This window comes from Endozoicomonas acroporae (genome assembly GCF_002864045.1).
Taxonomy (GTDB): Bacteria; Pseudomonadota; Gammaproteobacteria; order Pseudomonadales; family Endozoicomonadaceae; genus Endozoicomonas; species Endozoicomonas acroporae.
This window is the reverse complement of record NZ_PJPV01000086.1, coordinates 1-16,331: the sequence shown is the minus strand read 5'-3', so window position 1 is coordinate 16,331 and position 16,331 is coordinate 1. Positions and strand designations below refer to the sequence as shown.

Below are 16,331 nucleotides of genomic sequence, written 5' to 3'. Positions count from 1 at the left end.
TCGTTTATTATCTGAACAGACCTTTAGCTCTAGACCAAAGTGGCAGGTATACCTCTTACCACGTCTCCCCTATTAAGTAGCTGGCCATATGGAATCATATATTTCTGGCTACTTGGGCAGGTGCTATGCGAGGCACAACGGAGGGAGCATAGCCGTAGCTATGTGACCGGAGTTGTAACGAAGCACGACTGCATGGATGCAGGAGCTAGAGCAACGCAGGAGCAGTTGCCGGGAGTGCCTGAACAAGGAGTCAGAAATATATGATTTCATATGGTTAGCTACTTAACTGACCACTCTCCCGGCAAACCAGGGATTAAACCGATGACCTTTCGCATATTATTAATCTCATTACTGTTTTCCAGTTCAGCTATGGCATTCGCAGGTAATGATTATAACTATACATTTATTAATACCGGCTTTGGTTACAATAATCAGAATCAGGGCACGCAAAACTTCGATGGAACCACCTGGTTCGTCAATGGTGCCTATAAAGTCCCTTCCATACCTGTCATCCTGAACGCAGGATACGCCTACGGCCGCATTGATAAAGATGATGTTGCCAGTAATATCGAGATTGATGGCAGCTCCTACTTTGCCGGAGCCAGCCTGTTATTAAAGCCAACGGACAGATTCCATGTCATTCCATCAGTCACCAGTGGCCGACTCAGAAACGGCCTGTCTGTGGATGCGGATGAAGTAAAGGATAAAGTCACAGCCCACACAGCGTCGGTCAGCGCCCGTTATCACCTGGAACGAGGCCTCTGGCTGAATTCCGGCTATATTCAGCAATACTACGACCGGGACGAAGATGACAATACCGGCTTCTTCACTGCCGGAGCAGAATATCAAGTGGATAATGAGTGGGCATTCGGCCTGAATTATCGCGGCAATTCTGACCAGTACACCACCCAGTTTTTTGTGAAACTCTTCTTCTGAGTGATCACTGAATTCGGCAATGTGTCCCCATTCCCACCAGAATCTGAACCACTTGGATGCCCCGCTGCCTGCTGCGGGGCTTAAATAAAGTTAACAAGACAGCTAAAAAGACAGAACAACGGCCTTGGTATCCGTATTTTTGGCCTTGAGCCCTCTCAAGCTGAAAGAACGGGAATGTTTGAGAATGTCCAGCTGAAGACTGGCAGGATCACCCAGATATATAACCTCATAGTTGGCACTGCGATTCTGGATGGGCTGAACACTCACAGATTTGGTAAGAGGCAGGCTTTCCAGACAAGCCCGTAGTTCATCAACATCCCGCATACGATCGAAATTTTTCAGTGTTACCTGAATTTTGCTTCCGTTGTTGAACTGGCTGATAAACTGCTTCTTTATTGCACTGGTGAGCTTTGGCTGCAAATCTTCCATGGCATAACTCAGAGAGTTTTGTTCCCGAATAGTGGCCGAATCAGAAATTTCAACGCTATTGTTTGGATCACTGGATACGTTAATCAAATCATCGCTACTAAAGCGGTCAGTAATACGGACTTTAATGGTCGTCTGCAGTCCGGTCATACCTCCCATTGCCTTATACTCATACTTGCTGATGTCAGTCTTGATGGTGTATCGAGCACTATTGGGCGAGGACGAAACCTCAAAACCACTGGTCGCCAGAAGTTCGCGCATCAGGCGATCAACCTCAGGTCTGTCCGTTTGAATTGCAAAGGATGGTCGCCCCATATTTTCCTGAATAGCGAGAATCTGCTGCTGACCGTCAGGAGGAGAGTCACTTACCTCGGCACTGATGATGATGAAGTAGTTGTTTCCTTCCTGGTACTCCTTGATCACCGTATAGCGCTGCACATGGCCAGAGGAAACAGTTGAAAGTTTTGCTCTCAAGGCTTCTGCGTTTTCAATCGTTGTTTTGGAGGCCATTTGCACCCCGCCATACTGTTCGACAGCACTGCGCAAAGCATTGTTCAACGCTGTCGTGCGTGCAGCTTCCACACCTGATGACAAAGACGCAACACCACGGGCTTCAACAATGCTATCTTGCTTTTCAAACAGTTCAGAGAAATCACGGCTACGTTCTGAAATGACCATTACGTTATAGGTCATACCATCATGCTCACCGGTATTAAAATTCCATGCGGCTTTCAGAGTGCCTTCAACATTGCTGGTCAATGATGTGTAGTACTCTTCGAGTACTGTATCACCTTTCCAGGATTGACTGGCCCGCTCTACAGAGGAAATCCGTTCCCCTTTAAGATAAGCCGTCAGAGATTTCATGGCATCCTGCCGTGCTATCTCTTGAGCAACATTGGCTTTACGGTGCATACCGAGACCAATTGCGATCACGGTACGTCCAAGCTCATTGTCATTCACCATGCCCATATACTGGTTATTAGCCAGCATTGTGGACACCGTTTTCTCAAGAGAAGCATTGGCTAATGCTGGCAACATTGGCAACATTAGAAGTGCTGCCAGAATGAGAGCCCAACGTTTCATTAGTTAACGGCCCTCCTTACCAACCAAATGCGTCTTCTGCATCGGCATTGCCGCCTCCGGTATAAGCGCCGGAGGTAGCCGTACCTTGTGTGTTTTGAACGGGAACCTGCTGCTTCACAGGTTGCTGTGTCGCTACTGGAGGAACGACACGATTGCTGCTGGCAGCTTCTCGCTCGGCTTGGTTATAAACAGCCTTGTTGCTTTCAGCAATGCGAACAGATTGGTCCAAACCGTCTTTAGTGCCTTTGAGTTGCTGCTGTGATTGAACGTCCAGTACTTTGGTTTGGTACTGGCTGGCCTGCATAAGCCTGGCATTAATAACACTGGATGTATCAATGGAGTAAATGCTGACGTAAATATCCTGGCCAGAAAGCGGGTGGGTCACACGCCTGCCAAAACGCTTGGATAGACCTTGAACAGCACGATTTTCGATGCTCTGGCTAAGCTCGCTGGTAAAGCTATCCGCAGCAATGCTGACGTCCTTTCCGCTGCCACTACTCATGGTCGTCATTGCCTGCTCGGCTTTTTCATAGGCAGCAACGTCCGCATAAAGGGCTGTAGCCACTTGTTTACGTGCCATCAGTTCAGCGATACCACGGGCTTTTCGTTCAGAAGAAGAGCTACTGCCAACAGGGCTGGCAGCTATGCCAAGAATATGGAAATTACCGGAACTATCACGGAACTTGCGCCCCCCTGTAGCGGTAGACCAGTCCTGGCTGCGTATATAATCAGCCAGATTTTGTTTCCCTTTGGGAAGCGTCATTGCTGCACCTGAAAGCAGAGCCCGTATCATCTCCTCTTGTTTTGGAGACCAGACGGTCACCATGGCAACTTTATACTGTTGCTTAATGTCATCCCATGATTCAAACTGAGCAGCAGTAATGGCACCATACAGAGGCATTTTGGAAACGGCTTCAGCCATACTATAGGCTTCACCTGTGACACTGCCTGCCAGCTGGTCCAGCTCGTTCATGGTGCTTTCATGTTCAGACATGGCTTCCTGATAATTGGCTTTAGCCTGCTCATATTGGGCTTGCTTGTCAGCAGCTATTTCACCCTTATCGAAGTGCCCATCCAGCTTTTTGATAGCAGCTTCCATCAATGCATCGGCTCTATCACCAAAGGTGACACCTCGGAGCATTTGTGCTTCTTTGGCATCCATAACTTCCAACAGTTTGGCTACTCGCCCCCTCTGAGCAGCAGCTTTTCTTTCCAAATTTTCAAGTTTGTCTTTGAACTCAACATTAAGGTCTGTACCCGGGGTGCTGACACGATCTGCTGCAGACATATCAGTATAGATGTACTGAATAATGGATCGTTTCGCATCCAGAGATGCTTCCATGGATTTCAGAGAACGCTTAATGATGAAATCGTCATCATAAGATGGATCTTCCGAGTCAAAAATAGCTTCGCTCAGAGCGACATATACTCTTTTATCGCTGTTCCAGCCCTCAAGCACCCCACCTTTATCCAGAAATTGATAAGCAAGAGCCATCGCATCAACCGCGGCAGCGGACTGTGCAGGCATGGTTTGCAGTTGAGTGGTAACGGCTGTGGCAGGTGTTTCGACGATTTGTGGCTGGACAGAAACAGCAGTTACTTCTGGCGAAGCCGCTTCGGGTTTAAACTCTACAGCGTGTGCTGCTGAAGAGACAGCCAGTGCCAGTAGTGTGACTTTAAAGAGAGATCTCATGGTTTGTTCTCAATAATTTGGATAGTGTTATAAGCAAATTTATTTATTGCGGCATACAGTTGCAGATAAGAAACGAACCGGGATGCTTCCTGCTTTAATCCCATGCGGTGAAGAGATTCTGTGTAACGTGAAATAGCTTCCAGGTTGCTGGGTTCAAGAGCGATCCACTGTAAATAAACAGCAGCAGCTTCCGGCCAATTTTGCCTTGCGATTAAGGCAGCTCCCAGATACTGCCAGCTCTCCTGATGACGAGGTGAACTATTGATGCTTTCTTTTAGCAGAGAGATGATTGTATCCAGTTCTCTACCCTGTTCAAAAAGGACTTTGGCATCGATAAAGGCCTGGGCTGGCTGATCACTGAATGTGTTACTGAACAGAATATGTCCGGGCAGGCTCAGAGCGGCCGAATAAGGGCTGGCAAGATTCAGTTGGCCAGGTAGTTTGTGCAGGTAGGCAAGGGGATTCTTTTGATGGTTTTCCTTAATCTGTGCAATAGCATTTGGTGCGCGTGCAGGCAAGGCTGTACTCTCAAAAGCAAGAATGGTTGTCTCAGGTAGAGATTTTTGTTTCAGGTGGTTATCAATGACATAGGCGCTGGCGGGGAGTTTGCAGAGCCAATCCAACGCAGGTGAGTTGTCAGCCTGCAGTGCCAACAGTCTCTGCCTTTCGAGAAAAGGCTGCTGCGATGGCTGGTAATAGTTTGCCAGGCAGTATTTTTTTAACAGTTCTTTCTTTTCCCACTGCAGTGCAATCTCCTGCAACCCAAATTCCGAAAAGATCTTCCCCAGATAGTGGTAATGCTGACCGGCATCCAGCTGATGTAATAGTGTGGTGATATCTTCCGTGCTTATGTCTTCATTTTTGCTGGCCGTGATCAACCTTTTGATATCTTCTTCATTAGCTGCCAGAACATAGCGGTAGCTCTCTCCTTCCGGGCGGTTCACCAGAATACGAGATGGAAGCTTTTTCAGCCGGATGTCACGCTGTCTGATCAGGGCCTGGTCAAGAGAGGAGCTACCTGTTGAAGATGAGAGGGCTTGTAGCTGGTAATGCTCTGTGATCTGCTGCCATGCAGAAATCATTGCTTTGGCTTTAGCCGAATTTCTGGATGTATCTCCTCCATACGGAAGAATCACCGTAGAAAAAACTATGCCGGAGTCGACGATAATGCCGGTTTTGCTGGCCGCATACTTGTCAAAATATAACGTATGTGACTGACCAAGAGTAACAGCCGAAGCTGCTACTCCCGGAGTACCAGACAGAGCAAAGACCATTACCAGGGCAGTAAGGATTTTCGTACTGTGCATACTGCTCAGTCCTTGTAGTTATCTTCCCATTCTGGAGGTAGCGGCATACCGTTGGATACGGCAAACAGCTCGTTCTTTTTGAAGAAGAGTGGATCAGCTTTGATTTCAGCGACCAGGTCCTGAACATCAGGATCTGTCCAAATGTTAGAAAAGAAAAAACCATACGGCAGAGTCCAAGTTACAAGCAATTGGCTCGACTCTGATTTGATTCTCAGGGCAATATTCTATGCTGAACTCCGTTTCTTCCGACGACTTCCAGCACTCTTAGCTTTGCCTTTTCTTTTAAACGGCTGGTTCGAAGGAGCAGGCAATCCGGCAACAGAGGGTAAGCCATCGTTCATGGTTTGCATCAATAACGCTCTCAGCTCCTGATCAAGCCCGCCCATAAAGGCACCGTAGCTGCCTTTTCGCTCAACAATGTCATTCAGCGAGGCTTCCCAGCGTGCGGTCATATCCGGCGTGGTCACTCTTTCCGGTAATGCATTGACCAGGGCTCTGCCGGTGGCGGTTGCATGAATATTTCGGCCTTTGCGCTCCAGGAACTGCCGCTTGAACAAGAGTTCAATAATACTGGCCCGGGTTGCCTCGGTGCCCAGGCCATCGGTTTCACGGAGAATCTTGCGAATGTCTTTATCCTGAACAAATCGGGCGATGCCCGTCATGGCCGAAAGGAGTGTTGCATCATTAAATGGTTTGGGGGGCTGTGTCATTTTTTCCTTCAGCTCGGCTTCAGGACAATCAAGCACATCGCCTTTGGCCAGCTCAGGTAAAAAAGTGCTCTCTTCATTATTTTCATCACCAGCGGAACGCTGATGACTTTTGCCCGAATTCATCAGAACCTTCCACCCTTCCTCGACAGTCTGGCGGCTTCCCGCTCGGAAAAGGCCTTTTTCTATGTCGATATCGACGACTCTTTTTCTGAAGGTATGATCAGGATAAAACTGTGCAACATATTGTCTGGCAATTAATCCATACAACTTGCGATCCAGTTCAGACAGTCGTTCAAGGTCCGTTCTCAGGGAGGTAGGAATAATCCCGTGATGCGCCCCAACTTTTTTATCATTCCAGGCACTGGTTTTCCTTTCCGGCAATGCCTGGTCCACCGCCTTCCCCAGCGAAGAGACATTGTGGCGAATTGTTGCCAACACTTCAGGTGCCTGGGATAAGTGCTCTTCGGGCAGATAGCGGCAATCTGAACGGGGGTAAGTAATCAGTTTCTGCTCATAAAGACGCTGACAGCTATCAAGCACCGTCTTGGCATCCATACGCAACTGCCTGGCAGCATCTATCTGCAGTGCCGACAACGAGTAGGGTAATGGCGGGGGTTCTTTGCCACGCTTATCTTCGACGCGTTTTACTGTCCCCTGCTTGCCGGTAATACGGTCCACTACATTCTGCGCCAGACGCCGATCCAGCACTCGCCCTTCCTCATCCATCCAGTTCTGGCAGGCTTCGCTAGGTAGCCATTTGGCTTTGAAGGTTTCCTCTTTTGCCGTTAACAAGGTGGCAAAAACCTCAAAGTAAGGCTTAGGCTGAAAGTGTTCAATTTCGGCATCACGTCGGGCGACAAGACCCAGAATCGGTGTCTGCACCCGACCGATGGAGAGCAGCCCATTAAAGCCAACCTTCCGGCCAAGCAATGTGCAGGCGCGGGTCAGGTTAATACCGTAAAGCCAGTCTGCCCGGGAACGAGCCAGGGCAGAAACCGCCAGCGGTACAAACTCCTGGTTGGATCGCATCCGCCCAAGGGCCTGGGAAACGGCAGAAGGGTTCAGATCGCTGATTAATAAACGACGAACATCTTTTTTACGCTGGGCAGAGAGCTTCAGATAATCCAGCACTTCATCCACCAGCAACTGGCCTTCACGATCAGGGTCACCGGCATTGACAATAATATCAGCCCGTTTGAGCAGCTTATTGATCACTGATAACTGCCCACGCCCTCCCTTCCGGGGCCTCAGCTTCCATTGCATGGGAACAATAGGCAGGTGCTCAAGCTTCCATGTTTTGAAGGCCGGATCATAGGCATCCGGCTCCTCCTGCTCAAGCAGGTGACCTATGCACCAGGTCACCACATCTCCTGAAGCAGACTCGATATAGCCTTCCTGTTTTTTCAGGGGCTTTTTCAAAACATCGGCAATGGCTCGCCCAAGGCTGGGCTTTTCGGCGATAAATAACCGCATTCAAAAACAATCCGGCTGATAATGACTGAAATACTGTTTTTTTATACAGCATAATTCATCATTTGGCGAGTATTCATCCGTTTTCTTACCAGCCCAGATAGAGTCGGCTGCTGTTATTTTTCCAAAGGTGTTTCGAGTCTTGCATCTGTTGATACAGCTTTTCCTGACTCCTTTCCTGATCCGGCACCTGATCAACCAATCTTGGTAGCAGATTCCGGTTCACCTCTGTTACAACATCAGAACTATGCACTGGCACGGTATTAACACCCACCTCCGCCATAGGTTCTGAACTGGAATCCCGACTGTGCTCTGAAGGCCCGGCATCTTCACCAACAGAGTCCTGACCATTAATAAATGGCTCCTCAGCCCACGGAAATGATAGATCTTCCTGAGGAACCTCATAATCTCTCTGCCCGGCGTCATCTGTGTTTACTTCCTCTGCGGGGCTGAGTACACCGGCAATCTCGTCTTCAGCAACGGAAACAGAGGGTTCCAGAACTATGGCTGAATCCTCTTCCGAAACAGGCTCCGGGTAAGGTTCATCATCAGGCTGCCTGACAAAGCCACAGAGGCGATTGATGGCTTCTTGCTCATTCTCCAGCGTGTAGAAAATCTCATAAGGTGGTTCGCAAGTTATCGGGGTTTGGGGCTTGTGATCTGTATGACCAACATGATTGTCAATAATGACATCCGGAACCCGGGGGTATTCAATGTCAAGATGACAAATCGATATTCCGGTGCCTTTATCCCTCTGCCCCTCTGCCAGATAACGGCCCAGAATCCCCTTAAATGGTATAAATTCATCAAAGTAAACCGCTTCAGCGTTCAGCGCCCTGCATAAATGAGCAACCCCCAGTTTCACAGGATCTGTAATAGCAGGTTTGACAAAATCAAGCCCATAGCCTTTAACCAGGCTCAATACATGTTGTTCATGTACCTGATAACGAACGGTGATTTGGGGAAAGGTGATGATTATCCCATCGGCAGTAATACAGAGAATGTCCGTAACAGCCGCCGTCTCAGGCACAATGCTGATAACAAACCCTTCATCAGAAGGCCAGAGTGGATAAACACCGGCAGGATAGACATCCTCATAAAATTGGTTTCCATTCCTGAATACTCCCACGCTTCCCTCCGGAACCTGGTAGAGAAAAGGAATATAAGAGTAGAAGTCAGAGGCTTCAGTTTTTTCACTGAACAACGGTAAAAAAAATACCAACAATAAGTAGTTAACCAAATGAAATCGTATTTTCTGACTAAGTGGGCAGTCACTCTGCGGCGTTACAACTACGGTCACATAGCTACGGCTATGCTCCCTACGTTGTGCCTTGCATAGTAACTGCCCACTTAGCCAGAAATATACGATTCCATTTGGCCAACTACTTAACAGCTTTAGTTTCTTTTCCACAATTTGGCTCCAGGTTTTAATAAAAATTTATCAGGTACAGTAGTTAACCACTTATAGCAAGACAATGAACCAGAACGTTAAAATTGAAAACCTGTGGGAGTTCACATAAAGCAATTTCAGGAAATAGCCGATGCAGTGCGAGAAGTTCACGATGCAACTCAACGCTTATAAGTAGTTATCTAATTATAAAAAATGGAACTTATCCTTCAAGTAGTGATCAAAGGATTGAATAGCAAACTATCATCCAATTTTTTGTTTAACTTTAAGGATAATGCATCATGTCCAGCGTAAATCCTAACAGTAATATTGCATATTCAAGTTTGGATATTGCCGATTCAAAAAATGATCAGCCAAACATCAATTCGTCTAAAGAAACCAGTGCGTCTTTTAATTCCAAAAACATCAATACTGTTAAAGAAACTTCAAGTTACTCCCTCCTTTCGTCAGCTTTCAATCTGACTGCAGGGGCCGTTTCATCCCTAGTTTCACTTGCTAACCGGGTAATTGCCGGAACCCCTCCTTCATATGAGGAAACCATCAAAAACGATGCTAAAGCTGACCTGGATGCTGCAATAGCTGCATTATATAAAAAACCTGTTCCTGATGAGATTGTACAATTTCTTGTTGAGGAACTTGCCAAACCATCAAGGGATAAGATGCGCAAAGCTTTACTGGAAAATATGGAAGGCTTTGACAAACTTGATGAAGCAACTCAAAACCAACTGGTAGAACAGGGAAGAGAAATAGTACGTAACCTCCTCTTCAATGGTGACTTGGAATTTCCTGAAATGACTGACCCATCAGCCAGCCAGAATACGGTTAGTCACCGGCGACCTCAATCACTGCCCTTGTCTTGAGGTTTACAGGTAAGCTTGATCGGGTGTGAATCAACACACCCTTTTCAAAGTCATGACGCAAGCAAGGCAGCTGGCATAGCTTACGCATCCGTTAATATGACAAATCGGACCGTGATCAACGTGGCAAATCATGCTACTCACCGATCAGCCGAAAGATATGGTAATCTGAATACTTCCAAACTCCCGGTTACCAAGCCTATGGCACCTCTGGATTACCTCAAGAAACTGACCTGCGACCGCCCTGAGCCGGTCACCTGCGCCCGGCCAGAGGATCTGATTACCGAGACCGAGAGTAACCGGGGTCGTATTATTCAATCAGCGGCCCTGCGCAGGCTTCAGCAGAAAACCCAGGTCTACCCACTGGAAACCAATGCAGCCGTCCGCAGTCGTCTTACCCACTCACTGGAAGTTCAGCAAACGGGCCGCTATCTGGCCAAAACTATTCTGGATCAACTAAAACAACATGGGGAGCTGGCAAAACTTGGTCTGGAAGGTATCGAAACGGCCTTTACCAATCTGGTAGAAATGTCCTGTCTGCTACACGACGTAGGGAACCCACCTTTTGGCCATTTTGGGGAAGCCGCGTTCAGCCGCTGGGTTCAGGATCATGGCGAAGCCTGCCATCACAAGGCAATGGCCAGACAATCCGCCGTCAATGGCCAAACCAGTCACTCAGAGCTTTTCTACGAGGTACTGTTACCGGATTTGTCCGTCTTTGAAGGCAACGCCCAGGGGCTGCGCATCATTCACAGCCTGCAGACACTCAACCTGACCTGGTCACAGCTGGCCGCCACCATCAAATACACCCGGGCACCTTATCAAAACCCGATAAGCGGATTTGCTTACCGTCAGAAAAAGCCCGGCTTCTACTATTCAGAACAGCGCCTTATCCAGGACATCTGGAAACATCTTGAGATACAGGAGAACTGTCGCTTTCCACTGGTCTACATCATGGAGGCAGCAGACGATATCTCTTACTGCATTGCCGATCTGGAAGATGCTGTTGATAAGGGCATTCTGTCATTCAGGGGTCTGAGCTTCTGGCTGAAAGAAGTGTGGCAGGAGTTCACCGGCGAAAAGAGCCAATACCTGCCGGATATCATTAAAACCGCCGAAAATGTTGCCAAAGATAACCCACAGAACTTTATTCGCCATTTACGCTCACAGCTGGTCCGGGATCTGGTCAGCTATGCTGCCAACCGATACCTGCAGAAGCATAAGGAAGTTTTTCATGGGACGCTGGATGAACCATTAATTGATGGCGGCTCAGACCAGCATCTGGCACTGAAAACACTGAAAACCGTCGCCATACGACATGTGTTCAGTAGTCAGGAAAAAGAAACTCCGGAACTGCGCGGATATGCGGCCCTGATGGGCTTACTCGAAATCTATCGCCCCATTTTGGAACTCCCCGGCACCGCATTCGCAAACCTCGATAATCTGGATGATGGCGAACACTTTATCGAGCATCGACTCAATCACCGACTGTCCCGGAAGTATAAAGCAGCCTATGTTCGGGCAGTGCACCAAATGCGTCAGGAACAGCATTCTCCCGCTGAACAGAACGATCTTGAATGGTATTTCCGAACGAGACTGATTCTGGACTATGTGGGTGGTATGACTGACCACTTCGTACTTACGGAGTATCAGAGCCTATCGGCAATTTAAACCAGGAGGAACGCTTTTGCGTTCCTCCTTTCATGGTCTTCAGCCATTGGGCTCCTTCGTTCTCGAAGTATTTTCTGCTGGAATGATAGCCCATGTCATAGATAGACCGTAGCTGATCCGGCTTCACCATAAAAGCGCTGCGGTCCTCGATACCCTCCGGTGCCAATGACACCTCCGGCAAGTTGATATTGGAAAACTGCCGGGCAGAACTGTAAATCTGAAATACCCTGTCCAGTACATCAAAGGTGTTGGCGAAATGCTCACAGGGCCTGGACATAACCGGAGCAAGATACATCCCGATATGATGGCGACACTGGTCGTGAATCAGGTCTGAAGGATAGTTATTGATAATCCCGCCATCCGCATAGACGGTCCCCTGCCATTTAACCGGGGTGAACATGCCCGGATAAGCGGACGATGCCGTTAAAGCATTAATCAATGGACCGCTATTGAATACCGTCTGCCGTGCTCTGTTCAAATCAGTAGCAACCACATACAGTGGTTTTCTCAATGATTCAAAACTATCTTCCGGGAAATAAGCCTGAAATTTTTTCGCGATCTTCTCTGAGTCAATCAATCCGAGCGCATTAAACGACAGGTTTCTAAAGCTGAACATTCGGGTCGAGACAAAGAAATCCAGAATCTCTGCCGGTGCATATCCGGCACTGTGCAGAGCACCGACCAGCGCACCACCGCTGGCACCGGAAATAATATCCGGCTCGATTCCATGCTCGTTCAGGTACTGCAGCAACCCAATCTGAGCCATGCATTTTGCTCCGCCACCGGACAGGGTCAGGCCCAGCCGATAGGGTTTGCTTTTAAAAAGCTCTGTCGTGAACATGCTCATAGATTGAATGCGCCACCTCTGGAAAGTAACGTTGCTTGCAAAAAAACCTGAAGCTGTCTCCTGGTCCTCGGAAAGTTTCTGCCCAAGCCGACATTATGTCATGAGCCCGGCTCTGGGCTAAAGTAAATCTCAACTGAATCCAGACAAGTCATAATATCGCCAATAATTTCCAGGGGAGGCAAGGAGATGACCGAACAACAGGAAACCAATCCGTTTACGCTGCACGATACCCGTGTTCCCCGTTTTATCTATGGCACGGCCTGGAAAGAACAGACCACCTCCGAGCTGACACTGAAAGCCCTGAATAACGGTTTCACAGCCATAGACACCGCCAATCAGCGCAAACATTATTTTGAGCAAGGGGTTGGGGAAGCTCTGCAGAACTTTTACCAAACCAGTGGCAAGCACCGTGAAGATATCTTCCTGCAAACGAAATTTACCTACGCTGAAGGACAGGACAACCGTCTGCCCTACCATCCTGACGCCGATACCAAAACTCAGGTTGAGCAGTCCCTTCTCTCATCATTGGAGCACTTGAACACGGATTACCTTGATGCTTATCTGCTGCATGGTCCATCCCGGTCGCATGGGCTCAGTGACCGGGACTTTGCCGTCTGGGAAGCAATGGAAGGCTTCTATCGGTCCGGCCAAATCAAACTTCTGGGGGTCAGCAATGTAAATCACCAACAGCTGGAGCTCCTGAACCACCATGCGACGATCAAACCCATGCTGGTGCAGAACCGTTGCTTTGCCAGAACCGGATGGGACGCCAATATCCGTGCGCTATGCCATCGACATAACATTCTTTACCAGGGGTTTTCGTTACTGACGGCCAACACCCAACTGCTGGCAATGCCTGAATTTCAGACCATTATGAAGAGGACAGGATTAACCGGACCACAGGTCATTTTTCAGGCAGCATTAAAAATGGGGATGATTGTCTTAACAGGCACCAGTGATACAAAACACATGCAACAGGATCTGAATTGTTTGCAGACGCCACTGACGGATGATGAAGTGAATATGATAGAACAACTGATGGCTTAAAATTCAGGCGACATCTCTGAAAATAAAAAAAAGCCAGCATGATGCTGGCCAATAAAAAAACAAATCTGGTCGGGGTAGAGAGATTCGAACTCCCGACATCCTGCTCCCAAAGCAGGCGCGCTACCAGACTGCGCTATACCCCGAAATTCATAACCAGGTTATGAATAAAAACAGTGTTCCGGACTTCATGAACAGTGATACTTCCTGAAACACCGCCATACCGGAACGGTTGATACTTTAGCAGACCACCCATCTTTTTACAGTGGTGATTTCCGCAAATTAGCTGCGGAATATACTTCAGGCAATAAAAAAGCCCATACTCAAGAGCATGGGCTTTACCTGATCTGGTCGGGGTAGAGAGATTCGAACTCCCGACATCCTGCTCCCAAAGCAGGCGCGCTACCAGACTGCGCTATACCCCGTTAACTCACCGCTACTGCATCCGACGTTGCGCTGAGCCAGTGGAGGCGTATTATCCCTATTTTCCGAACGCCGTCAACTGCCATTGAGGATTTTATGGTCAATTTAAGTAGTTAACCAAATGAAATCATATATTTCTGACTAAGTGGGCAGTCACTCTGCGGCGTTGCAACTCCGGTCACATAGCTACGGCTATGCTCCCTACGTTGCGCCTTGCATAGTAACCGCCCACTTAGCCAGAAATATACGATTCCATTTGGCCAACTACTTAATAACTATGGCTCCCAGTCATATTTATCAATGCTATTGATTGTCAGGCCAGCATCAATATCACCATTCAGTGAGACATCCATGGAATAATTCACCAGACGACCCTGCACACCACCGATCACCAGCAGAGACTGTCCCTGAAAATCATAGCCAGCGCCTAACTCCGCCTGCCAGTCAATCTCACCCCGAACACCTTTCAGCAGGAACTTATCAAAGCCATCGGTGAAGTGATAAGAGAGCGAAAGATCAACACCGGTTACATCCTTAATACCATCCACATCGACGCTGCGAACCCCGACAATGGCTGAGGGTATCCAGCCATGCTTTATGGTCCAGCCCAACCCGGCGTAGACATGGTTATCATTCTGGGCTGCAGCCGCAGTATTGGTCTGCAACAATGCTGTTGCCATAATAGCCGTTATCAAGCCTTTTATTGTCCGGGACATGTTGCTACCCCCTTTTTTTCAGGCAATGTGTATTTGCTCATACGCGCTTCCAACTCTACCTGACTGGTAAAAATTAGCAATGCAACGCAAGAGCTGAAGATTTGTGGCGAAATGGTTTTTCTTTCTCCCGGAAAAAGGTTGCCATCCATAGCAAACACTGCATTCCCTGAAAAAAAACTCAGTGTGATTCGCTTATAGCCAACACCGGGCATTGATCACCGGCATCAATGGCAGCGGGCTGATAGTACTGACGCTCAAGCCAGTCTAATGCTTCCTGAAATGCAAGGTCGCCGTAGTCTGAATAGCTAAAACGACGAGTTTCGTGTACTTTGGAACAATCAGGTTTTACCAGATGCGCCTGCCAACCTGCCTGCCCATCTCTGAGCGTATATTTCTCAATTCTCAACATTGCGGATGATAGTTTCCGTTCTTTATTCTGACTGTGCACGATCACTTTTATTGGTGTTGTTAATGCTATCGGCAGATTAACACTGAAAAGATGACAGAATCGTGACGGTCAATGACCAATCAACAGGCTGATTATTAAACAAATTATCAATACGCATATTGATACGTATCAATACTTAGTGATTAATTAGTCGTTAAACCCTGTCGCTCCGGGTATCTATTATCCTGTCCGCAATGATTCCTCCCCAGACCTGACACCCCGACTCATTAGGGTGATAACCATCTTCCGCCATCAACGAAGCATCAGGATTCGTGTCACTGTGGATATACGTCCACCCCTCCTGCTGGCAGAGCTTCTGCAACTGCCTGTCCAGCAAGTAGGCCTTTGCTCCCAACAACCAGCTTAACGGGGCTGGAATCAGGGGAAACCGATTGATCTTTGGAATTGAGGTGATAAATACCCGGGTATTGTCGGAAGCAAAGCGATGGACACACGCCTGCATATGTTTATTGAATTCCGAGCCTGAGGTAAATCTGGTCGTATCATTGACGCCAAAGCTGATGATCAACAGATCCGGTTCTTTAATGGTCGCCTCAAAGGTTAATGAGTCGAACACTCTGGAACCATTTTTTGCCAGTATTTCCCAATCAAACTCCACACCCCGATCCTGAGTCAGGTTCCTGATAACCTGGTGGGTCAGCCCCTGTCTTATCTCTGCCACCCCCACCCCGGCGACAGGGCTTTCCCCCACATGAACAATGGAAAAATCCGAGCCTCTGGCCTGCAGCCGTTCACCACTGGCCTCGGGCAGGCGAAGTGCACTTCTCTTTACATGAACGCCCTGGCAGATTGCGATAGAAAGAAAACATAAAAAAGTGCTTACCAATCCAATAAGTTCAAACATCAAAATAGCCGTTGTGCATTTTTATTGTTGATTCACGCAAACAGATGCCCGGAAAGTCACTCCCTCAGGAAGTAACCACCTTTCCCTGAACGGTCTTATCCTTTCTCAATACCGCCATAGTGAACAGCGATGCGGTAAGTAGTTAACCAAATGAAATCATATATTTCTGGCTAAGTGGGCAGTCACTCTGCGGCGTTGCAACTCCGGTCACATAGCTACGGCTATGCTCCCTACGTTGCGCCTTGCATAGTAACTGCCCACTTAGCCAGAAATATACGATTCCATTTGGCCAACTACTTAACAAGCATCAGGAGGCTATAAACACTGGGGCCAATAGACATGGCGGCACTGTCCAGAATGGTAACGGTGACCAGCAAAGCCAATGTTCCGTTCTGCAGACCCACTTCCAGACTGATGGCTCTGGCCT

Annotated in this window: 13 protein-coding genes and 2 tRNA genes; 4 read left to right on the top strand and 11 right to left on the bottom strand. The window is 48.1% G+C overall.

Annotated features, from left to right (window positions below):
- Window positions 1-270 precede the first annotated feature (270 nt).
- Complete coding sequence (locus CX664_RS15110; protein WP_146000037.1) at window positions 271-936, top strand: hypothetical protein; 666 nt, start codon at window positions 271-273, stop codon at window positions 934-936.
- A gap of 102 nt (window positions 937-1,038) precedes the next feature.
- Here the strand turns inward: CX664_RS15110 and CX664_RS15105 are convergent, their stop codons facing one another.
- From CX664_RS15105 to CX664_RS15080, 5 genes are all read right to left on the bottom strand, one after another.
- Window positions 1,039-2,445, bottom strand: coding sequence for a flagellar assembly protein T N-terminal domain-containing protein (locus tag CX664_RS15105; protein ID WP_101747545.1), 1,407 nt, complete (start codon window positions 2,443-2,445; stop codon window positions 1,039-1,041).
- Between the two features lie 16 nt (window positions 2,446-2,461).
- The gene (locus tag CX664_RS15100) at window positions 2,462-4,138 is read right to left on the bottom strand and encodes a hypothetical protein (protein WP_101747544.1); all 1,677 of its coding nucleotides are present in this window, start codon (window positions 4,136-4,138) and stop codon (window positions 2,462-2,464) included.
- Window positions 4,135-5,445: a tetratricopeptide repeat protein gene (locus tag CX664_RS15095; protein WP_101747543.1), complete on the bottom strand. Its 1,311-nt coding sequence runs from the start codon at window positions 5,443-5,445 to the stop codon at window positions 4,135-4,137. The genes CX664_RS15100 and CX664_RS15095 overlap by 4 nt, the downstream gene beginning before the upstream one ends.
- A gap of 224 nt (window positions 5,446-5,669) precedes the next feature.
- On the bottom strand, window positions 5,670-7,628 hold the full coding sequence (locus CX664_RS15085; protein WP_101747541.1) for a DNA topoisomerase III: 1,959 nt from the start codon (window positions 7,626-7,628) through the stop codon (window positions 5,670-5,672).
- A gap of 85 nt (window positions 7,629-7,713) precedes the next feature.
- Window positions 7,714-8,865, bottom strand: coding sequence for an SPFH domain-containing protein (locus CX664_RS15080; protein WP_101747540.1), 1,152 nt, complete (start codon window positions 8,863-8,865; stop codon window positions 7,714-7,716).
- A gap of 449 nt (window positions 8,866-9,314) precedes the next feature.
- On the opposite strand from CX664_RS15080, the gene CX664_RS15075 reads away from it, so the two are divergent.
- Window positions 9,315-9,893, top strand: a complete 579-nt coding sequence (locus tag CX664_RS15075) for a hypothetical protein (protein ID WP_101747539.1) — start codon at window positions 9,315-9,317, stop codon at window positions 9,891-9,893.
- 198 nt (window positions 9,894-10,091) lie between these two features.
- Window positions 10,092-11,561 (top strand): dGTPase, encoded by a 1,470-nt coding sequence (dgt, locus tag CX664_RS15070; RefSeq protein WP_180966511.1) that lies wholly within the window; start codon window positions 10,092-10,094, stop codon window positions 11,559-11,561.
- On the opposite strand, the gene CX664_RS15065 is transcribed toward dgt, so the two are convergent.
- The gene (locus CX664_RS15065; RefSeq protein WP_101747537.1) at window positions 11,530-12,408 is read right to left on the bottom strand and encodes a patatin-like phospholipase family protein; all 879 of its coding nucleotides are present in this window, start codon (window positions 12,406-12,408) and stop codon (window positions 11,530-11,532) included. The two genes, dgt and CX664_RS15065, sit on opposite strands and share 32 nt — an antisense overlap.
- Window positions 12,409-12,594: 186 nt before the next feature.
- On the opposite strand from CX664_RS15065, the gene CX664_RS15060 reads away from it, so the two are divergent.
- Entirely contained in the window at window positions 12,595-13,455 is an 861-nt protein-coding gene (locus CX664_RS15060; protein ID WP_101747536.1) for an aldo/keto reductase family protein, read from the top strand.
- A gap of 66 nt (window positions 13,456-13,521) precedes the next feature.
- On the opposite strand, the gene CX664_RS15055 is transcribed toward CX664_RS15060, so the two are convergent.
- From CX664_RS15055 to CX664_RS15035, 5 genes are all read right to left on the bottom strand, one after another.
- A tRNA-Pro gene (locus CX664_RS15055) sits at window positions 13,522-13,598 on the bottom strand.
- A 202-nt stretch (window positions 13,599-13,800) separates the two neighbouring features.
- Window positions 13,801-13,877 (bottom strand) — tRNA-Pro (locus tag CX664_RS15050).
- A gap of 273 nt (window positions 13,878-14,150) precedes the next feature.
- Window positions 14,151-14,591: a hypothetical protein gene (locus CX664_RS15045; RefSeq protein WP_101747535.1), complete on the bottom strand. Its 441-nt coding sequence runs from the start codon at window positions 14,589-14,591 to the stop codon at window positions 14,151-14,153.
- Between the two features lie 178 nt (window positions 14,592-14,769).
- The gene (locus CX664_RS15040) at window positions 14,770-15,000 is read right to left on the bottom strand and encodes a hypothetical protein (RefSeq protein ID WP_101747534.1); all 231 of its coding nucleotides are present in this window, start codon (window positions 14,998-15,000) and stop codon (window positions 14,770-14,772) included.
- Window positions 15,001-15,193: 193 nt separating this feature from the next.
- On the bottom strand, window positions 15,194-15,904 hold the full coding sequence (locus CX664_RS15035; protein ID WP_101747533.1) for an SGNH/GDSL hydrolase family protein: 711 nt from the start codon (window positions 15,902-15,904) through the stop codon (window positions 15,194-15,196).
- Window positions 15,905-16,331: the final 427 nt, after the last annotated feature.